Source organism: Bacillus cereus group sp. BfR-BA-01349, assembly GCF_022663795.1.
In the GTDB taxonomy this organism is placed as follows: Bacteria; Bacillota; Bacilli; order Bacillales; family Bacillaceae_G; genus Bacillus_A; species Bacillus_A cereus.
The window spans coordinates 13,250-32,561 of the sequence record NZ_JAKUGE010000044.1; the positions used below are offsets into that span (position 1 = coordinate 13,250).

Below are 19,312 nucleotides of genomic sequence, written 5' to 3' on the forward strand. Positions count from 1 at the left end.
GGCTGCCCAGCAAATAGCGGAATAAATCCTTTTAGCTTTGAAATGAATCTCTCACTTCCATATTCTATTGATTCTTCTTTTCATTCCCTTGCTGGTGGCCTCTATTTTCTTGTTGAGACCCCCTACCATTGTTCCCTTGCTCGTTTCCGTCATTTTCTTTCTGGGATCCTCTTCCATTGTTCCCTTGCTGATTCCCATTATTTCCTTGTTGAGGATTTCTTCCATTGTTCCCTTGCCCATTTCCATTATTCCCTTGTTGAGATCCTCTTCCGTTGTTCACTTGCCCATTTCCATTATTCCCTTGTTGAGATCCTCTTCCGTTGTTCACTTGCTGATTCCCATTATTTCCTTGTTGAGCTTCTCTACTGTTATTCTCTTGTTGATTCCCTCTATTTTCTTGCTGAGATCCTCTTCCATTGTTTTCTTTTATTTGCTTGGATGGCTGTTCCTCTGTTTTCTTTTGTTCTTTCTGCTCTTGCTTTTCATATTTTTTTTCTTTTACAGGAGACAAATCCAGTGATGTATCATGAGATGACTCCGGCTGTGATTGCACCTCTTCTTCGTTTTCCACCGGATTAGACGGGGTGGCAGGAGGCGTAAGTGATTTGTTCTTCTCATTCTCTTGCTTTATATAGACACCTGTGCCAATTCCAGCTTTTCTAGCATTCTCTCTTACTTGCATTGTGCTACTTTGATATTCAACTGTAATATGTTTTAGCTCATATTCTTTCTTTAATTCTTTCATTTCCTTTTCCAAAAGTGGTTCTAGTGCCTTGTCCTTTGCAACTGCTGTTAGCATAACTTGCTTATCATTCGTTAAATACTTATCCTCTTGACTTTGCTTTATAATAGTACGTATTACTTCTTGCAATTGTTTATTTTCCCATTGCTTCAATTCTTTTAAAATACGCCTTCCATCATCATTACAAGCCTGCAAATCTATAACACGAAAATCCTTTGTTACGCTCACCTCTAAACTTGGATTTATATCAACTGAGACGTAAGCAAATACTTTTTCTTCTGGTTGGTTGTAGAAAAACAGCACTGCAAATAGAAAACAAGCAACAAGTATTGATGCAGGCTTTAAAAAGGAAGGGATCGAAAAATACGATACTTTTTGTTCTTGCTCATCAAATGAGATTTCCTCCCCGATTATGCAAGAATCCCCTTTTCTTTTACACGTAATAAACTCTCCATTTGGTGTTAAAACAACTACGCTATGCTTTTTTATATCCATCACAATTCCTTTATTCATCATGCTTTCCCCCCTTTATATAATCAAGAATGTATGTATAGTTGTTTGCAAAGATAATACACATTGCAATGATATATTTTCTATGACGCTCCAATGTTTTGCGACTTACCCTAACACGCGGTTCAATATGTTTAAGTGGTAACTTTTTCTTTCGGAACAGCTCTTCCATCATTTCCTCTTCTTTTATAATAATTTTCACAATTTCTATTAAGTGCTCACGCGTATCACGATGCTTAGGAGATTCTTTAGCAAGCTCTGAGAATGTGATTTTAAACTCAGCTAGCACACTTTGAAAATGAAGAATTTCCTCCTTACGGTTACTATTTTCCATCTCTTTCATATACTCCGTAAGCGACACTTGCATTTCTAACATTTCCTCTTGCTCATCTTCTTTTAAAAAGACAAAGTTATGTTTAGACTCCTTACGTATATAGTCAATTACATCTCTTTTTATAAGAAGATCAGCAAACGCTAAAAAGGATTTTCCTTTTGTATAGGAATACTGTTCAATTGCTTCGTTAAACGCAAACAATCCAATGCTATATTCATCATCCTGTTCTGTAATATATCGGCGGCAGACAGATGAGATTGATTTTCTAATAAAAGGCTGATACTGTACGATAAATGCTTCTTTATCTTCTTCGTTGTTTTATATGTTACATACGATATCTTCTATTTTCGGTTTTCTTAAGATCTTCATTACTAAACTCAACACTTGTAATCTCCCAGCCTCCTTCAAATAGCAAAATGGTCACTACACAAGTGACCATTTAACCAGATTTTCTTGGTACTTTTCTTCGGTCTTGTTTTCTTGCTGTTAGTTATATTTTTAGAGTCTAACGTTTTCTTAATGATTTTTCCTTTTCTCTCGGCACTAAAGTTAAGTTTGTATTTTTATCTACTTTCTTATTTTCTACCGTTCGTTTTGCTTATTCTTTTTCTATTTTATCTGCAATCCTTGAATAACTCTCTTCTATATAATTGGTAATTTCATCCTTTTACTTTGGATGCCCACTTAATCTAGTAATTTTATTAATACTTCTATATTCTTTCATAGTCATTTTTCTTCTATTTATTTTTTCCACTATACATATTCGGAGGAGTACAAAGTTTTATGGGGGTCAAAAAATATTTTTATAAAAAAATACATATTTATTTCAAAAATAAAAACCATCAATTTGAAAAAGGGTAATCAAATTGATGGTTTTCTTATAGTATCTATTAAATTAAGTTGGATTCTCATCATATCTAAAAAAAGTACTAGCTATCCTCTGCCGCTTTTCTCCACTTTTATCTTTCTTGGTTATCATAATATGTCTTATCTGCGTATTTTCTATCATTTCCTTTTAGATAAGCTAAAATTACTTTTGGATTTTTAAATAAAGTCCAGTCTCCATATGTATCAAATCTTCTGCATGAAGTTATCATTCCATTTTTAATAGTACCGAATTTCTTATTATTTTTCTTTCCCCACTCTTTTAAACGTTTTGCGAAATCTGCATCTTCTGCCATAAGCATGTTTTCATTAAATCCATTGATTGCCATAAAGTCTTTTCTATAGCACCAAAAAATCCCTACAGATATAGCTCCGTACTTAAAAAGTAAAGGGATTATGATTAACATTGCGGAGAGAAATATTCCTAAAGATATTCTTTCAAACTTCCCATTCACCCCACCACCAATGTATTTACCTGAAGCTAAATATTTATCTACATTAGACAACATAGACTCTGTCATTATCGTATCAGCGTCTATAGTAACGATTATTTCTCCACTGGCTATTTTAGCCCCTGCATTTCGAATTTTAGATAAGTTTTTATCGTTATTTTTCAATATAATACAATTATAAGATTTTGCTATTTCCTCTGTTTTATCTGTGCAACGATTTAAAACAACTATAACTTCCGTTTGCTCTTTATATGCCTCTGATGCCTTTGCAATTGAATCTAAACATTTTCTAATGTACTTTTCTTCATTGTGTGCAGGAATTATAATAGAAAACTTCACATCTTTTTTCAAATTAACTCCTAAAGATTCGTTTGTCTCAGTCATAATATTCCCCCTTATTTTATAAGGTAAATATCTGTTATACATAACGTATATTAAAATTCAATAAATTATATGATAGGAACTGCAGGTAAACTATTACTTGAGTATTAAAAAACAAAAACGTTATTCTTTCTAAATAAGCAAAATTACTAGAAAGAATAACGTTTTTTATTAGTTACATTAATATTTTATTCGTTGCTTTATTTCTTCAAAACGAGCATGTATAATTTTTCTGATATCTGGATGATTCTTATATAAAGTAACAGTATACATGATGGAAGATGCAAGAATAGTAGACCATATTAACCAATCTCCAGCATGAGAAAGAACTTTAATTATTTCACTCGTAAATTCTTCCTGTCCGTCATGAAATGTATAGCTGAGTAGTTACCTTATTTTTAAAAAAACATTCTGATTATTTCTTTTTCACTTCTTCTACAAATTCCCATGTCTCTCCGTTATCTTTTGATTGATAAAGTGCACTACTATCGCCATTGTAGTCTCCATCTGCCCCTTGTCCAACTAACATATTAAAAACCCCATCTTTCTCATATGGCATACTAGGTGAATCAAAAGGACTTATTGTGGACTGTGTATGATCTAATTTCACTTCATGCGGCGGATATTCTACCTTTTTGAAAGATACTCCCCCATCATCTGTACGATATAACTCTCCTTCATTACCAGAAGGCCTAATTGCTCCTAAAAACCCAAGTTTATCATTTATAAAAGTGATTCCTGATACACTACCAATCCCCCCATTAAATGGGTCTGGATTGATAACCTCCCATGTTTTCCCTTCATCACTAGTCTTGCTTAATGAATAAAAAGCGCTCCCTAATGCTTTATCTGTCATATTTAGTTTATAACCAATTTCTTTCGATAGGAAAAACTGTTCTTTTTCATTCTTTAAATCTTGTTGTTTCTTCTCTTTAAGCATATCTTCTTTTGGAGGCGTCTTTGATTTACTCCAACTTGCGTCACTTATTAAATTATATCTAGCAGGGACTAGCTCTTTCTCTTTTCCAGGGACAAATATAGATACAGTATATCCAATGATATCAGAAGATGCTTCTTTAAGACTCTGCCCCTTACCATCCTCAGTAATATTAATAATTCCCTCTGTATTGGATCCCCAATTTCTTTTCCCATAATAAATCAACCCATACTTACTTTCATTCCATTTTCTAACCGTTTTCTTAACTGGAATCGCCTTAACCGTTTTAATTAAAGGTTCTACTAATTTATCATCATTATAATCAGGCTTTGCGTATCCGTCTCGTATTATAGTAATATCTTCTGATTTCTTCTTATTATAAGAGATTAAATAAGTTTCTTCTTTCCCATCAACATTTTTCCCATAAACAAATGTATCAAACGCTGTGATTGTTCCATCTGAATGAAATGTAAGATCAAAATCAGTTGCCATATACAATTTCTTTGGCAAAGGATATTTTTTATTTATATCTTCAAAAATACCTTCTACTCCAGACTTATATATATTATTATGTTTAAGTTTAACTGACCTTTCATGTTTTAACTTTTCTATAAACCATGCCAATTTACCATTGTAATTTATTGCACTTTTATAAATCTGCATCCCATAAAATGATGTAATTGCAACAATAATGATAATAGAAATGGATCTCCATGCTATTGAATTTGTTAATTTTTTAGATTCATATTCTCTATTTTTTATCACCCGCATTGTAGTAAATGTAGTTATGGATATAAAAAGTACTATACATAATAACAAAATGTAAATATTATAATTCATTCTTCCGTACTTACAGTATAAGGCCAACTCATAGCAAAAGATCCCGTATACAATTATTAGTATTGGATTTGTTACTAATGACAGAAGTATCCTTTTTGTATTTTCTCTAAATATAGAAACCACTCCTAATTATATGAATTACTGATATTAAGTATAATTTATGAATATTCACCATTCTTATCATCGGATTTATACACATTCAAATAATATTTTCCTTGTTTCGCTACGAGTTTTCCCTTTATAGTATTTCCTTCATCTTTACCACAAGCTACGTAATTTTACATGTCTGATTCATGATAAAGTACCCATGTCATCCCAATATTTTGTTCATTTATCACAGAAATAACTACTTCTTTCAGAACTATAACATCAAACGTTTAAACATCTGTCTGATCAGGAGTAATCAGATTCCCTTTTACAAGCGTATTGGAAGTCCTTCTCCTCTTCGAGGGATCCACCTGTTTGCAGTTCTTGTTTTACAGTAACTTTTGTTTGTTCTTTACTTTCTTTTCCTCTACTATCTTCCACTGTTAGTTCCACATTATATGTTCCTTTTTCTCCATATACGTGGGTAGGATTCGCTTCTGTACTTGTTGTACCATCACTATAAAATTTAATTTCTTCATTAAAAAGCATTTTTAATTTTTTTATATACTCTTACTGTCGACGTTCAAAAGCTAAACGTACTGCAAGACCTGTCAATACGCTTGCCATAAGCCAACGCTGCACTCGCAGCCACGTTGGACGTGTGCCAAACCATTTCGCAATTTTACTTGCTGTACATACAATTAGAAGGTTAACTATAAAGCTAACAGTGATTTGCGTAAGGCCCAAAACTGCACCTTGAAAAAGCAACGATCCCTTCTCTGGATCTTCAAATTGAGGTAAAAGTGATACATACAAAATAGCAATCTTTGGATTCAGAAGATTAGTCATGAGTCCCATTAAAAATAATTTCCGTGGTGGTTCATTAGAAATCGTACGAGGTTCCATAATAGATATAGCACCCGGTTTAATCGAATTCCAAGCTAGCCAAAGTAAGTAAGCAGCACCTGCCCACTTTACTGCTTCATATACAGTGGGAACCTCAAGGAATAGAACTGTAAGTCCAAACATAGTTGCAATTATATAGATTACAAATCCGAGCATGATGCCCAATAAAGAAATAAATCCCGCCATACGTCCCTGCGTAATGGAACGGGAAATGAGATAAATCATATTAGGCCCAGGTGAACAAACCATGCTAAGCGAAACAATTGCAAAAGCTATCAAGGTACTCAAGCTGACCATAAACCTTCCCCCTTTATATTACATAAAATTTCCTATTATACATTTTATCATGATTGGGGAGAGAAAAAATTAATATAAACCGATGCAGCTAAGTAATATTATCGGATCGAATATAGTGTAATCACATATTTCTCATTCTCTTAAGTAAGGACTAAAAATAACCTATCCATAGAGCTACTAAAACCACTACGAATAAAGCAAAGCAACATGTAATATTTTGAATCCACTTTTGTATATCACCAAAATACCTTTCTATAAATATAGCGTTGATAGTAAGCATAAGAAATAAAACAATGTAAGTAAAAGCACCCAATTTATCGTTAAACTTCTCATTTGTAAATGTACTTACATGAAGGAATAGAAAAACAAACGTTACTATGAATAGCTCAAATAGCCTTTTTTTATTCACCCCACCACCACCTTACAGTAATTCCCTTTCATTCCATTTTATCAGAACATACTGTGTAGCAGCACATGAATATTATATTCATGTTAAAAAGGCCAACAATCCAAGATTGTTAGCCTCTACTTTCCATATTCGTATCTTTTATCACTTTACTTCCTTACAACTGGAATCCATATTTCACCAAACACTAAGCCGTTTCTTTTCCCCATCTCAACCGTCGTATTTGGTCCACCAACATAAGCAAATTCATTTGCATCTGGTAAAGCTTGACCGAAGGCGATGCCAGTCAACTTTTTACTTAACTCTTCAGCTGTTTTGTCTTCCCCTTTTACTACTAAGTATTCTCCCCTCGGAAACTGAATCACTCTAGATTCTTCTTCTATTTGTGCTTCTGTCATGACACCCGCATAATACATCATTTTGTTATTCACCGCTTCGCTCACAGAAAAAATGTATTCATTTGTCGCTAAAGCTTTTAAAGTGTCCAGCCTTCCATCCTCTTTAACAGCCGACCAAAAGTCTTCCTTTTCTTTATTTATTCCAGCAAAGTCTGTGTACTCACTCTTAATTTCAGTTCCAATACCTAACACAATAAAGCTATCTTTTTCTTCTATAGTATAATTTTTCATATACAAAACCTGCCTCTTTTTTTATTAATCAAACGATTTATCTTTTCATCTGATACGTTTATAATATCTTTAAACCATGTCAAAAAATGATACTGTTTAGGAGACCAAAATGAAAAAAGTTGAACGGATTAATACAATTATGCGATATATTAACAACCGCTCCCACTTTACAATTTCTGAAATCATACGAGAATTTAACATATCACGATCGACAGCTATTAGAGACATTAGAGAAATTGAAGCTATGGGAATGCCACTTGTCGCTGAAGTTGGGAGAACGGGTGGATATTTTGTTATGCATAATTCTATACTGCCCGTTGTTCGCTTTACTGATAATGAAGTGAAAGCTCTTTTTATTGCCTTTATGGCTACGAAGAATCAACAACTTCCCTACCTAAAGAGTCGTCAATCTTTAGCCGAAAAACTACTAGGACTCATCTCAGAAACCCAGCAGGATGACCTTGTTCTTTTAAATCAACTCTTGCTGTTCCAAGGAACTAATCCTCATAATCCCGATCTACTTGAGCTTTCTGATCTCCCCCATCCTATGTTAGAAAAACTCATTCAAATCCTTCTTTTGGATAACCATTTATTGATTACCATTAAAGAAGATGAAAAAATTAAGTCTTATCCAATTTATCTATTACACCTTTATCAAGAAAAAAGCCATTGGATTATTGAAGGATTTGACTTAAAAGAAGAAAAGAAGTTAATGTTTCCTGTCGATGATCTCATCAATATTGAACCATACACGACGAATAAAAGGCTCAATAAGAAAAAGATTTTAGAAAAACTAAGTAAGAAGGCTGAAGCAATTAACCTTGTACTTGAACTTGGTCCCACAGCAATTGCCCAGTTCAAAAAATACCATCCTTTAAAAATTTCAATATCTTATACTAATCCTTACCAATCCACAGCCATTTTAAAAACTTTTATTAATGTTAACAATCCCGATGAAGTGACGGAAATAATAAATTGGCTGCTTTTTCTAGGGAAGGATATTAAAATCAAAGAAATACCCGATGAAGTATTAGCAGATTTACAAAAACGAGTGTGCTTATACATTCCATAAGCAGTGAGCCTCAAATATTAAGCTTTATCACTGGACAATTATTCTATTTTTAAATACCATTTCATTTACTACAATGAGAGCATGATAAATAATAAAAGCACGGAAAATCTCCCGTGCTTTTCTAAATATATATTATTCCTGAAGGTTTCGTTTATCTCGTTTCTTACCCTAACTGACGTTTAAATGCTTTACTGGCGAAAAAGTAAGAGATGACCATTATACCTATGCACCAAGCGAGCGCAATCCAAATATCGTTTCCAACAGTTCCTTCATATAAAAGAGCACGAATCGCATTCACGATTGAAGTTACAGGCTGATTCTCTGCAAACGCACGAACAATTTTTGGCATCGTTTCGGTAGGCACAAAGGCCGAACTAATAAATGGAAGAAAAACTAGCGGGTACGAGTAAGCAGTCGCCCCTTCCATAGACCTCGTTTTCAATCCTGGAATGATAGCTAGCCATGTTAGCGCCAGCGTAAACATCCCAAGTATCCCAGCTACCGCGAGCCAATCTAGAATATTAGCACTGGAACGGAAACCCATTAAGAGTGCAACAAGAATAACCACCACGATAGTAAGTACATTAGCAATAAGAGAGGTTAAAACGTGAGCCCACAATATCGACGAGCGCTTAATAGGCATCGTAATGAAACGTGCCATCAGCCCACTCTTTACATCCGTAAAGAGTCGCACAGAAGTGTAAGCTACACCGGATGCGATAGCCATTAGCAAAATTCCCGGCAATAAATAATTAACGTAGTTTTCCGTTCCAGTTTTTATTGCGCCTCCAAACACGTAGACAAATAATAGCATCATCATAATCGGTGTAATCGCTACTGTAATAATTGTATCCGGGCTGCGCATAATGTTACGCATTAAACGACCTAGTAATACACCTGTTTTACTTTTCATTTACATCTCCTCCTTTTTGCCAATGATCGCAAGGAATATTTCTTCCAATGTCGGTTGCTTCTCGATATACTCCACTTTTGCCGGTGGGAACATCTCTTTTAGTTCAGCAAGAGTACCTGTCGTAATAATTTTTCCGCCATGCAAAATAGCGATACGGTCTGCCAGTTGTTCTGCTTCCTCCAAGTACTGAGTCGTAAGCAAAATAGTTGTACCACTATCAGCAAGTTCCTTGACTGTATCCCACACTTCAATTCGCACTTCAGGATCGAGTCCAGTCGTTGGTTCGTCAAGAAAAATAACTGCTGGCGCCCCAATCAAACTCATCGCGATATCAAGCCGGCGCTTCATCCCGCCTGAATACTGATCTGCCCTTTGGTTTGCCGCATCAGTCAGGCTAAATCTTGCAAGTAGATTGTCAGCAACTTGAGCGGGATTGGAAACACCACGTAGCCTAGCTATCATTATCAAGTTTTCCCTCCCAGTCAGCATACCGTCTAAAGCTGCGAACTGCCCTGTCAAACTGATACTTTGACGTACATGATTTGGTTGACGCTGTACATCAAATCCGCAAATACTTACTTCACCGCCATCTTGCTTCATTAGCGTCGAAAGGATGTTGACCGTTGTCGTCTTTCCCGCTCCATTTGAGCCTAGCAGCGCGAAAATTTCTCCACGCTGCACCTCAAAATCTATCCCTTTTAAAACTTCCTTGTCTTTAAAGGATTTTTTCAAGCCTTTTACAGAAATCGCTGCATGACTCATACATTTTTCCTCCCTATAAAAATATTTTGCGAAGATAATTTATTTACCTCTATCTATTTAGTACCACTGATATTCTGTATCACTTAGTACTGAGCTAAAAATATAACTGAATAGCTATGATGGCAATTCATTTGTGTAACCAGCTAATCAGTCGGTATTACTTATTGCATTTATTTTTTTCTCAATTTCTTCATAATACTTTCATTCAAATCTTCACGATACTTGGAGACGTAAGTTTTAGCATTTGCCACTAGTTCGTCAGCAAAGGAAGCCACGTCATCCCCAGTAATGTCAAGCACTTGTCTTCCTTCCACTGCACCAGCTTCAAACAAATCGATTAATTCATACTGTATGTGTAACATATCCATACCGTTACCTGCTGAGAAATTCCACATGTAGTTTTGAATTTTCTTAAATACAAACTGATAGTCCTCTGGCAGAGCCTCAACTCGTGCCATCATCATTTTGTACTCTTTTTTATCACCAATTAACTTTTTAAACATTTCTAACATCTTATTTTCCTCCTTTTTTCTAAAACCGAACAAGAAATTCCCAAAGTATCGGCCGGAACATTTTATCTTATGAACCTATTTTGACTTCAAGACGTTAATTTTTGACGATACAAAATCCCATTTTTCCCAAAACAATTCAAGCTCCTGGCGGCCTTCTTCATTTAATGAATAAAACTTACGAGGCGGTCCCATATCTGATGGTTTCTTTTCAATATTCACAAGCTTTTTCTTCTCTAATCGTACAAGGATGGTATACACCGTACCTTCCACAACTTCGGTAAACCCAAGATCATTCAGGTGGCGGGTAATCTCATAGCCATACGTTTCACGGCGACTAATGATTTCCAGTACACACCCTTCCAGTGAACCTTTCAGCATTTCAGTTAAATTTTCCATGTCCTGATCCTCCTTTACCCCCTATTCTGTCTGACTTATATTCAGTATTACAGAGTACTAAGGCGAATTTTTTACTGAGTAGTTTTTTTGAATTCATACTATTCAGTATCACTTATTACATCTACATTGTATGACTAAGTAGCGATAGATGTCAACTGATTTTCAAATTTTTTCTAAAATCCGCTATTACCTATTGTCTACTGAAAATATTTTGAGAAACAACACTACTCAGTATTGCTTATTACAAGTACATTGTATGACTAAGTAGCAATGAATGTCAACTCGATTTTTATATTTTTCTAAAATCAACTATTACCTATTCGATACAGCCTATTTTCTTTTTTTATTTTGCCCCATACCTATCCCACTAAGAAAAGAAAATACCCCAAAACAAAAATTCTACATTTTTATTTTGGGGCGCTATACTATACCAAAGTTAATGAATATGGCTAGCTCTTCTTATTAATAAGACAGATCATTTTTTGTTACGATAACATCATAGCCATATCTTCTGCTGCATTTGTAATTAGTTTTAAACCAAATGTTTCTTGTAATACATCAAGCACGCCAGGTGAAATAAATTCAGGAACCTTTGGACCGATGCGAATATCTTGAATCCCAAGACTAAATAGCCCGAGTAAAATGGCAACCGCTTTTTGTTCAAACCATGATAGCACAATACTTACTGGCAATTCATTCACTTCACATTGGAAAGCATCAGCTAATGCAGCCGCTATTTTCACTGTAGAAATGGAATTATTACACTGTCCTAAATCAATGTACCGCGGAATTTCCGTACCAGGTACAACACCGTAATCCACATCATTAAAGCGGAATTTCCCGCAAGAAGTTGTTAAAATAACCGTTTCTGGCGGAAGTGACGTTGCTAATTCACGATAATATACTCCGCCTTTTCCCGGTGCATCACAACCGGCGATAACAAAGAAACGCTTTATTTTCCCCTCTTTTACTGCATCAATAATTTCTGGGGCTAATGATAATACTGTATTATGATGAAACCCTGTTACTAACTGTTCATCCGACTCCATATGTACTTCTGGAAGTTCTAGTGCTTTTTGAATCAATGGTGTAAAATCATCATTTTCAATTTTTTGTACACCTTCTAAACCTGCAATATCATATGAAAAGAATCGATCAGAGTACGATCCTTTAATTGGCATAACACCGTTCGTTGTAGCTAATATGGCACCAGTAAATTTTTCAAAAAGGCGTCTTTGATCATACCATGCCTTACCGATGTTTCCTTTTAAATGTTTATATTTTTTCAGCTGCGGATATCCGTGTGCTGGTAGCATTTCAGAATGTGTATAAATATTAATGTCTTTTCCTTCTGTTTGCTTTAATAGTTCTTCTAGTGCAAATAAATTATGACCCGTAACTACAATTGCTTTACCTTCTACACGATTTTGTGTAATTTGTACAGGCTCTGGCACACCAAAATGATTCGTATGTGCCTCATCTAATAATTCCATCACCCGTAAAGCTGATTTCCCCACTTTCATAGCCATATCAATATGCTCTTGTTCGTTAAAGTTAGAATTTGTTAATGTCATATATAAAGCTTCTTGTGTTGTAGCATCTACAAATGCATCCGTATACCCTAGCTGAGCAGCATGTGTGCGATAAGCTGCAATTCCTTTTAGCCCAAACACAATCGTATCTTGTAAACTCACAATCGTTTCATTCTTGCCACACACACCCATTACTTTACATCCGCCTGTTGGCGTTTGTTCACATTGATAACAAAACATATCATCCCACCCTCTCCCAATCATTCATTACACCTTAAGCATAATACCCATTGAAAAAAAGTGATGTGATTTCCATCACAATAATATATAAAGATTTGTGACAGCTCATATTGTTGACATAATATTTTTATTGACACTAAAAAACGTACATTAGTGTACACACATCTTTCAATACTTTTAAATAGCTAAATAATTAATTTGGAGAAATATATACAACGAAAAATTTTTCGAATCCCTTATACAAATAGTTGCAATTCATCGCATATGAAAATAGCATATTTTTCATTTTAAGAAACTACCATTTTTTATTAAAGTCTTTATTGTAAACCTTTTTATTTACAATACATTTACACTATCTTAACATTACTTACATTATTTATATGATATATTTATATAGAAGCTACTTAAGAAATTTCATATACATTTTATCTTTATGATCTCTTACTCTAATCAATAAAAAGATCATGTTATATTTTTATAACAGGGGTGAATTACGATGACTGAAACTTTAAAAACACTTATAATGCTTGATGCTACTTACGTTGTTATAGCAATTATGACAGTATTAGTATTTGTATACTTGGAATTAAAATCTCAGTAATATATGCTGGCGTAATCAACAGATTCAGCATTTAAATATAGTTAGAAGAAAGAGAGGAGAAAATTATTTCTCCTCTCTTTTGTATTTCTACAATTTCTTATTTTAATAAATCCAATGTATGTAAAAGTAATCCTTTGTCCCCTACTTCCCCATGACCAGGCACTACTGCATTTATATTTCTATATCGCTTCAGCACATTCTCAATCGATGTAGACCATTCATTTACATAAGCATCCGCAACGTTTCCTAAATCTTTCGCGGACGTAGATTTCACTAAACAGCCTCCAACTAAAATATTGTATTGCGGTAACCATACGACAATATTATCTTCTGTATGCCCTTTCCCTGGATAAAATGTTTCTACTTTCATATTTCCAAACTTCAAATTTGTAACGGTTTGTAAATCTCCAAGCGGTTCTTCATATCCATTTTTCTTTGCTAGTTCTGCAGTTAATGCTGTACTATGCGCTTTAATGCCTCTTTCTTTCAACGTTTTTATTCCGCCAATTCGATCAGCGTGCGCATGTGTAATAATGACATCCGTTACGCGCTTCTGAAATTTCTTTTCTACCATTTCTATTAGTTCCTTCGTTAATTTGTCATCCCAAGAAGAATCCACAAGTACTAACCCTTTAGAAGTATTAAGAACTAGACCGTTCGAAGGAACTGCTTCTCCATTAAAAGAACCTAACTCCGTATGAACCCATACATTCTTGTTTAACTGAGATATTGAAATGGTTCCCGTCTCATTTTTTATTACTGTTTTCTCTACCTTTTGTGATGCTTGTACAGAAGAAATTGTGCTAACAAATTGAATTGTTCCTAGTAAACCTACACATAATCCTACTTTTAACAACGTATTCTTTTTCATGTCATCAACCCTTTCTTTCAAGCCAAATTGTTATTACCTATATTAGACAATTCATCTCAAATGTTTGTTCCATCTTCATTTGCATACTTTTATGTAATTAACAAAAAAAGCGTACAAAATTTTGTACACTTTAAAACTTAATCTTTCATTCCATAATTCTCAAACTCTTCCTCATTCCCATAAAATACATTTAAATCAATATACTTTTCTTTTCCATTATAACCATTTAATCTTCCGCGGTTCGTGTATTGCCAAAACTTCCATTTTCTCCCATCAGATAAACTCGGTTTTGTAAGAACACTACGAATCCATATATTACATTTTGGATACGCATCCTTTATATATAAATCATACGCCTCTTGCGTTGCATACAATATTACTTTCTTACCGTAATGTTTTTCTAGCATTTCAATCATAACCGACAACTCTTTCACAACATCTTCACGCTTAGGGGGATTATCTTTTTTGTTAGCATAAAACTCAACATCAATTACGGGTGGCAATGCTTGTTTATACTTTGGAACAGTTCGTATATATTGCTCTGCTTGTGTTTCACCCTTACTATCAAAACTAAAAAAATGATACGCTCCGACGCGCATACCTGTCTTATTCGCATTCGTCCAATTTTCCGAAAAGTACTTATCTACAAAAGAGCTTCCTTCAGTAGCCTTTATAAACGCAAACTTCATATTTTGCTTTTCCAACTCTCTCCAATCTATATCTCCTTGGTATGACTCAACATCTACACCTTTTATTTCATACTTATCCGCACTTATTTGATTCGGAATAAATATGCCTTGAAAGACTAAATAAGCGAAAACACTCATTACACTAATTAAGGTAAAGACTCCTCCTATAATAAGCTTCTTTTTCATTCGTATCCCCCATCTTTACACATTAATATTCCACTTACCATTCACGTTTTTTATTAATCCTCATTTTTTCTTCAAATGCCTTCTCTAAATCAATTTCTAACTTATTTGCTAAGTCACATACATTCCAAATGACATCAAACATTTCTAAACCAATCTCTCTTTTCGCATCCTGTATTGCATCACGCTTTAATATCACTTCCGCTAATTCACCTAATTCCGCCATCGCATACATCGTACGCTCTTCAATTGTTGTATCTTGAAATCCTTTTTCTTTACTGAAATTTGATACATATCTCTGGAATTCCACAATATTCATACCTAATCTCCCCTTATCACAAATACTCTATTTTTCTATTAAACTTAAAATCAAAATTGCATTTTGTTAAATTATAACATTCAGACTATAATTTATTTATAGCCCATTAACGGAGGTGTTTGCAATGACTCTCTTCGCTTCCCCATCATTATTCATAGTGGCAATCCTTTCATTTGCACTAGCTTATTTCATTGGAGTAAAACAATACACTTGGCTCTTATCAGGATTCAATGAACGCCGCGTGCCTGATAAAGTGAAGTTATCAAAAATAGTTGGTCTTTATAATTTAGTTGCTGGGGTCATTGCCACAATCGGTAGTGTCTTCACTACTCCTAATGTCACGATCGTTATTCCTATCATTATAATTGGACACTTTATTATCGCCGCTTATGTAAATACACGCATGGTGCAGTGAAAAAGATCACCCAAATGGATGATCTTTTTTATAATTTATCAACATATTGCTTCGCTTCTAGTAAGGAAAAACCAAAAGCTTCTCTTACTCTCTTAACTGCTGTAACTTTTTTTCCTTCTTCTACAAGCTGGCGTAGTTCTTTATTAATTTCAGGTTCTCTTTCTACAATTCCCATTTCTTTCGTAATTAATTGTAATATATCTTCAATTCTCTTTAAACGTGCATCCGTTTTCTTTTCGATTCTATTTAATTTTTCAGCAATATAAATAAACCCAAAGACCGCTATCGGTATGATCATCCAAAATTCCATGACTATTCCTCCTCATTAGCTTTCATTTGTTTTATTTCACTAACTTATGTAAATTTTACCATTAAACCCATTTAATGTATAATAGTAATATACAACACTGTTGATAAAACCTTTTATTTTAGGGGAATACTTTATGAAAAGATTTTTTAAGACGTTACTACAATTTGTAATTCTTTCAATTGCACTACATTTATTATTTGATATCGTTGGCTGGCTTGTTTTCAATGCGCCAATTCAAAACAAACAAATCATTATTTCTTTACTAACAACCTCATGGCTAATGTACATGTACCGAGATAAATTTTTTAAAGCATTCACTTCGAATTAACTAAAAGAACTTCATCGATAAAAGATGAAGTTTTTTCTTTTTCTCTCATTCTTTCTATTAACTACTGTATAATAGAACTAATATTCTGTCTTTCATAAGAAAGGAGTCACTATGAACTTAAAAAATAACACTATATACGAGAAAATGAACCAATATTCCGTTGAAGGTTTAAGCCTTGCTGTTATACGTGATGGTAAACTAGATGAAGCAACTGCCTGCGGAACACTTGAATCTGGAACAACTAAAACTGTCACTACGAATTCCATATTTAATTCTTGTTCTATTAGTAAATTCTTCACTACAATGCTCGTACTAACGTTATCAGATCAAAAGATCGTGCATTTAGATGCAGACGTAAATGATAGACTCACATCTTGGAACATACCTACCAGTCTATTTACCTCACAGAAAAAAGTCACCCTGCGAAATTTATTAAGCCACCAATCTGGAATCATTGATCCTCCTAATAGTTTTGAGCATTATACACTTGCACAAGGGCGACCAAACATGTCTGAAATCCTTGCCGGTAAAACATCACATTGTCCAGTACCGATAGAAATAACTTATAAACCAGAAAGCGAATTTCACTACTCTGATGCAAACTTTTGTATTATTGAACTACTACTTGAAGATATAACTGGAAAACCATTCAATCTTTTACTTGAAGAATATATCTTTCATCCACTACAACTGAAAAATAGTATGCTATTCTCTACTAAAGATATAAATAAAATGGAGGCCTTTGCTTGTGGGCATAATAAAGATGGCACCGTTACAAATGAGAAGTATCCATTTTATCCATTCGCAGCCGCTTCAGGTATTTGGACAACACCAACAGACTTATCAACTTTAGTAATTGAAATCATTCATTCCTTACAAGGAAAGGGCAAACTAAAACTTTCTCAAAAATTAGTACAAGATATGATTTCTCCTCAAGGTTGCTCAAAATGGACTGGATTAGGTGTGTTTCTAGATGATTCGAATAAAGACTTACAAATGTATTCACTTGGATGGGGCGTTGGATTTCAATGTATGATGATATGCTATCCATACCGAGGTAATGGTGCTGTTATAATGACGAACGCTGACTTAGGCGTTCATCAAATGGAAGGGATTATTGGTGACGTGTTAAAAACGTTATCCTTTTAACGAAAAGAAAGAAGCTGTTCCTTCCAGCTTCTTTCTTTATATTACATTTTTGGCAACAATTTTTATATGTTCTGGTGCGATAATCTCCGTTATACTTTCTTGAAAATCTTCCTGCAACATTTCTTCCAAATGTTCTAACTGCACTTCAACATGTGTGCATTCTAAATTATGTATATTTAACAGTGCATAATGATCTTTTTTCTTAATTACTAAATATTGATTTTCCTCTGTCACAAGTACAGAACCTAATCGGACTCCTAATAAGCGTTGATCATCAAACTTCATAATTACTTCTCCTTCCCTCATATAAACGAAACTACAATGAAAATAATTACATTTATGGAAAAACACGCTTATTTAGACTATATCATAATTTACTAAAATAGAAATATCTTTTTCTGTTTCAATAAAAATCCCTATTTTTTCATATATTTCGATACAAAAAACTTTCTCAACATTAAATTTGAATTTTCAGTTTTTAATTCCATGAAAATCTATTATAATAAAGTTAATAAATGTTTGACCTCTCCTAATTCATGTACATATGGATGATCAGTAGTTATCGCTACTGATCTATTTTTTTGATTTCAGAAAGTACATACGCTGCATCCTTTCCTACACCACAAATAAGTGCGGAACCCCTTTGAGATTGCCATGGTAAACCGATATAATACAATCCTTTTACTGGACTGATTCCCTTTATATGATTAGGAAATCCTTTCTCATTCACTGCCTGTTCAATTTCAATCCAATTATAATTTTGAACAAAACCAGTTGACCATATAACGCTTTCTGCACTATAAATATCACCATTCTGAAACATAATGTTATTTCCTGATGCACTTACTACTTTTTCTTGCAGTTTGATTGCTCCATTACGAATAAGTTCTTTGCCTTCAAAACCAAAAATAGGATCCTTTCTCTTCTGAACCCATTTTCCCCTCTTAGTATTTACTTCGGCGTACAATAAACCCAATTTTTCTAACCAATAAAAAATGCTTTTTCTAAAAAGACGTAACGGTAAAAATGTTAAAGGATGACTGATAGACATTGTAACTTCATGAGTTTTTGCAAGTTCTACTGCAATTTGCATTCCTGAATTCCCGCCACCTACTACTAGTACATTCCCCTTAGGAATTTGTGATGGTGATTTATATTGTGATGAATGTATTTGAAAAATATGTGATGATAGATTTGCTGAAACTGAGGGAATAAACGGTTGCTGAAAACCACCTGATGCGATAATAACTTTTTTCGTTTGTAAAACTTCTGTAGGAGTATGTAATTCAAATATTTCTTTTTCTTTCTTTATTTTTAGAACTTCCGTTTGTAATTGTACCGGTAATTGAAAATGTCTTGCATATTCTTCTAAATAAGTTGCAATTTCATCTTTATATGGAAATTCATTTTTTTCACCTATTAACGCCATACCCGGCAAGCTACTGTAAGACCTTGGGGTAAAAAGCTGCAAAGAATCATATCGATTTCTCCATGAATCACCAACTTGTTTTCCTGCCTCAAGTAATAAAAAATTATACCCTTCTTGCTTCAAGTAATATCCCATTGTTAATCCAGCTTGACCCGCTCCAATAATAATTAGGTCTATCATTCTAA

21 protein-coding genes and 3 pseudogenes are annotated in these 19,312 nt (G+C 34.0%); 4 read left to right on the forward strand and 20 right to left on the reverse strand.

Annotated features, from left to right (window positions below):
- Positions 1 to 64: 64 nt before the first annotated feature.
- The 9 genes and pseudogenes from MR169_RS21020 to MR169_RS21060 form a co-directional block, all read right to left on the reverse strand.
- Positions 65 to 1,258, reverse strand: coding sequence for an anti-sigma-I factor RsgI family protein (locus MR169_RS21020; RefSeq protein ID WP_242319968.1), 1,194 nt, complete (start codon positions 1,256 to 1,258; stop codon positions 65 to 67).
- Positions 1,248 to 1,970 (reverse strand): annotated as a pseudogene (sigI, locus tag MR169_RS21025) (RNA polymerase sigma factor SigI). The gene MR169_RS21020 and the pseudogene sigI overlap by 11 nt, the downstream one beginning before the upstream one ends.
- Positions 1,971 to 2,545: 575 nt before the next feature.
- Complete coding sequence (locus MR169_RS21030; protein WP_016118353.1) at positions 2,546 to 3,307, reverse strand: glycosyltransferase family 2 protein; 762 nt, start codon at positions 3,305 to 3,307, stop codon at positions 2,546 to 2,548.
- A gap of 177 nt (positions 3,308 to 3,484) precedes the next feature.
- Positions 3,485 to 3,679 (reverse strand): annotated as a pseudogene (locus MR169_RS21035) (hypothetical protein); the annotation flags it as partial.
- A 40-nt stretch (positions 3,680 to 3,719) separates the two neighbouring features.
- Positions 3,720 to 5,204, reverse strand: coding sequence for a WD40/YVTN/BNR-like repeat-containing protein (locus MR169_RS21040; protein WP_086391383.1), 1,485 nt, complete (start codon positions 5,202 to 5,204; stop codon positions 3,720 to 3,722).
- 35 nt (positions 5,205 to 5,239) lie between these two features.
- Positions 5,240 to 5,714: pseudogene (locus tag MR169_RS28375) on the reverse strand (PKD domain-containing protein); the annotation flags it as partial.
- Between the two features lie 24 nt (positions 5,715 to 5,738).
- Complete coding sequence (locus MR169_RS21050) at positions 5,739 to 6,371, reverse strand: LysE family translocator (protein WP_137070308.1); 633 nt, start codon at positions 6,369 to 6,371, stop codon at positions 5,739 to 5,741.
- Between the two features lie 151 nt (positions 6,372 to 6,522).
- Positions 6,523 to 6,780 (reverse strand): DUF3963 domain-containing protein, encoded by a 258-nt coding sequence (locus tag MR169_RS21055; protein ID WP_086391382.1) that lies wholly within the window; start codon positions 6,778 to 6,780, stop codon positions 6,523 to 6,525.
- Positions 6,781 to 6,926: 146 nt separating this feature from the next.
- Positions 6,927 to 7,406: a GyrI-like domain-containing protein gene (locus MR169_RS21060; RefSeq protein WP_242319969.1), complete on the reverse strand. Its 480-nt coding sequence runs from the start codon at positions 7,404 to 7,406 to the stop codon at positions 6,927 to 6,929.
- A 109-nt stretch (positions 7,407 to 7,515) separates the two neighbouring features.
- On the opposite strand from MR169_RS21060, the gene MR169_RS21065 reads away from it, so the two are divergent.
- Positions 7,516 to 8,478: a helix-turn-helix transcriptional regulator gene (locus tag MR169_RS21065; RefSeq protein WP_242319970.1), complete on the forward strand. Its 963-nt coding sequence runs from the start codon at positions 7,516 to 7,518 to the stop codon at positions 8,476 to 8,478.
- Between the two features lie 163 nt (positions 8,479 to 8,641).
- On the opposite strand, the gene MR169_RS21070 is transcribed toward MR169_RS21065, so the two are convergent.
- The 8 genes from MR169_RS21070 to MR169_RS21105 form a co-directional block, all read right to left on the reverse strand.
- On the reverse strand, positions 8,642 to 9,391 hold the full coding sequence (locus tag MR169_RS21070) for an ABC transporter permease (protein WP_242319971.1): 750 nt from the start codon (positions 9,389 to 9,391) through the stop codon (positions 8,642 to 8,644).
- A complete protein-coding gene (locus MR169_RS21075; protein WP_242319972.1) occupies positions 9,392 to 10,153 on the reverse strand; it encodes an ABC transporter ATP-binding protein in 762 nt (253 codons plus the stop codon).
- A gap of 170 nt (positions 10,154 to 10,323) precedes the next feature.
- Positions 10,324 to 10,665, reverse strand: a complete 342-nt coding sequence (locus MR169_RS21080) for a DUF1048 domain-containing protein (RefSeq protein WP_195755580.1) — start codon at positions 10,663 to 10,665, stop codon at positions 10,324 to 10,326.
- 75 nt (positions 10,666 to 10,740) lie between these two features.
- Positions 10,741 to 11,061, reverse strand: a complete 321-nt coding sequence (locus MR169_RS21085; RefSeq protein WP_000429487.1) for a PadR family transcriptional regulator — start codon at positions 11,059 to 11,061, stop codon at positions 10,741 to 10,743.
- A 485-nt stretch (positions 11,062 to 11,546) separates the two neighbouring features.
- Positions 11,547 to 12,833 (reverse strand): hydroxylamine reductase, encoded by a 1,287-nt coding sequence (hcp, locus tag MR169_RS21090; RefSeq protein ID WP_242319973.1) that lies wholly within the window; start codon positions 12,831 to 12,833, stop codon positions 11,547 to 11,549.
- A 698-nt stretch (positions 12,834 to 13,531) separates the two neighbouring features.
- On the reverse strand, positions 13,532 to 14,305 hold the full coding sequence (gene bla2 / locus MR169_RS21095; RefSeq protein ID WP_000742468.1) for a BcII family subclass B1 metallo-beta-lactamase: 774 nt from the start codon (positions 14,303 to 14,305) through the stop codon (positions 13,532 to 13,534).
- Between the two features lie 137 nt (positions 14,306 to 14,442).
- Complete coding sequence (locus tag MR169_RS21100) at positions 14,443 to 15,180, reverse strand: glycoside hydrolase family 25 protein (RefSeq protein ID WP_242319974.1); 738 nt, start codon at positions 15,178 to 15,180, stop codon at positions 14,443 to 14,445.
- Positions 15,181 to 15,214: 34 nt separating this feature from the next.
- A complete protein-coding gene (locus MR169_RS21105) occupies positions 15,215 to 15,496 on the reverse strand; it encodes a MazG nucleotide pyrophosphohydrolase domain-containing protein (RefSeq protein WP_001028137.1) in 282 nt (93 codons plus the stop codon).
- Between the two features lie 124 nt (positions 15,497 to 15,620).
- On the opposite strand from MR169_RS21105, the gene MR169_RS21110 reads away from it, so the two are divergent.
- On the forward strand, positions 15,621 to 15,911 hold the full coding sequence (locus tag MR169_RS21110; RefSeq protein ID WP_000171769.1) for a DUF3784 domain-containing protein: 291 nt from the start codon (positions 15,621 to 15,623) through the stop codon (positions 15,909 to 15,911).
- Between the two features lie 28 nt (positions 15,912 to 15,939).
- Here MR169_RS21110 and MR169_RS21115 read toward each other — a convergent pair whose 3' ends face one another.
- Complete coding sequence (locus tag MR169_RS21115; RefSeq protein ID WP_086391379.1) at positions 15,940 to 16,221, reverse strand: hypothetical protein; 282 nt, start codon at positions 16,219 to 16,221, stop codon at positions 15,940 to 15,942.
- A gap of 133 nt (positions 16,222 to 16,354) precedes the next feature.
- On the opposite strand from MR169_RS21115, the gene MR169_RS21120 reads away from it, so the two are divergent.
- Together MR169_RS21120 and MR169_RS21125 are read left to right on the forward strand one after the other, a co-directional pair.
- Positions 16,355 to 16,549, forward strand: coding sequence for a hypothetical protein (locus tag MR169_RS21120; RefSeq protein WP_086391378.1), 195 nt, complete (start codon positions 16,355 to 16,357; stop codon positions 16,547 to 16,549).
- Positions 16,550 to 16,660: 111 nt separating this feature from the next.
- The gene (locus tag MR169_RS21125) at positions 16,661 to 17,698 is read left to right on the forward strand and encodes a serine hydrolase domain-containing protein (protein WP_086391377.1); all 1,038 of its coding nucleotides are present in this window, start codon (positions 16,661 to 16,663) and stop codon (positions 17,696 to 17,698) included.
- Between the two features lie 36 nt (positions 17,699 to 17,734).
- On the opposite strand, the gene MR169_RS21130 is transcribed toward MR169_RS21125, so the two are convergent.
- A complete protein-coding gene (locus tag MR169_RS21130) occupies positions 17,735 to 17,983 on the reverse strand; it encodes a hypothetical protein (protein ID WP_086391376.1) in 249 nt (82 codons plus the stop codon).
- A gap of 280 nt (positions 17,984 to 18,263) precedes the next feature.
- Positions 18,264 to 19,307, reverse strand: coding sequence for a flavin-containing monooxygenase (locus MR169_RS21135; protein WP_242319975.1), 1,044 nt, complete (start codon positions 19,305 to 19,307; stop codon positions 18,264 to 18,266).
- Between the last annotated feature and the right edge of the window lie 5 nt (positions 19,308 to 19,312).

Bases quoted from the DNA above. Each gene is read 5' to 3' on its own strand.
- MR169_RS21020 (WP_242319968.1), bottom strand. From the start codon at position 1,258: ATGATGAATAAAGGAATTGTGATGGATATAAAAAAGCATAGCGTAGTT.
- MR169_RS21030 (WP_016118353.1), bottom strand. From the start codon at position 3,307: ATGACTGAGACAAACGAATCTTTAGGAGTTAATTTGAAAAAAGATGTG.
- MR169_RS21050 (WP_137070308.1), bottom strand. From the start codon at position 6,371: ATGGTCAGCTTGAGTACCTTGATAGCTTTTGCAATTGTTTCGCTTAGC.
- MR169_RS21060 (WP_242319969.1), bottom strand. From the start codon at position 7,406: ATGAAAAATTATACTATAGAAGAAAAAGATAGCTTTATTGTGTTAGGT.
- MR169_RS21065 (WP_242319970.1), top strand. From the start codon at position 7,516: ATGAAAAAAGTTGAACGGATTAATACAATTATGCGATATATTAACAAC.
- MR169_RS21070 (WP_242319971.1), bottom strand. From the start codon at position 9,391: ATGAAAAGTAAAACAGGTGTATTACTAGGTCGTTTAATGCGTAACATT.
- MR169_RS21075 (WP_242319972.1), bottom strand. From the start codon at position 10,153: ATGAGTCATGCAGCGATTTCTGTAAAAGGCTTGAAAAAATCCTTTAAA.
- MR169_RS21080 (WP_195755580.1), bottom strand. From the start codon at position 10,665: ATGTTAGAAATGTTTAAAAAGTTAATTGGTGATAAAAAAGAGTACAAA.
- MR169_RS21085 (WP_000429487.1), bottom strand. From the start codon at position 11,061: ATGGAAAATTTAACTGAAATGCTGAAAGGTTCACTGGAAGGGTGTGTA.
- hcp (WP_242319973.1), bottom strand. From the start codon at position 12,833: ATGTTTTGTTATCAATGTGAACAAACGCCAACAGGCGGATGTAAAGTA.
- bla2 (WP_000742468.1), bottom strand. From the start codon at position 14,305: ATGAAAAAGAATACGTTGTTAAAAGTAGGATTATGTGTAGGTTTACTA.
- MR169_RS21100 (WP_242319974.1), bottom strand. From the start codon at position 15,180: ATGAAAAAGAAGCTTATTATAGGAGGAGTCTTTACCTTAATTAGTGTA.
- MR169_RS21105 (WP_001028137.1), bottom strand. From the start codon at position 15,496: ATGAATATTGTGGAATTCCAGAGATATGTATCAAATTTCAGTAAAGAA.
- MR169_RS21110 (WP_000171769.1), top strand. From the start codon at position 15,621: ATGACTCTCTTCGCTTCCCCATCATTATTCATAGTGGCAATCCTTTCA.
- MR169_RS21115 (WP_086391379.1), bottom strand. From the start codon at position 16,221: ATGGAATTTTGGATGATCATACCGATAGCGGTCTTTGGGTTTATTTAT.
- MR169_RS21120 (WP_086391378.1), top strand. From the start codon at position 16,355: ATGAAAAGATTTTTTAAGACGTTACTACAATTTGTAATTCTTTCAATT.
- MR169_RS21125 (WP_086391377.1), top strand. From the start codon at position 16,661: ATGAACTTAAAAAATAACACTATATACGAGAAAATGAACCAATATTCC.
- MR169_RS21130 (WP_086391376.1), bottom strand. From the start codon at position 17,983: ATGAAGTTTGATGATCAACGCTTATTAGGAGTCCGATTAGGTTCTGTA.
- MR169_RS21135 (WP_242319975.1), bottom strand. From the start codon at position 19,307: ATGATAGACCTAATTATTATTGGAGCGGGTCAAGCTGGATTAACAATG.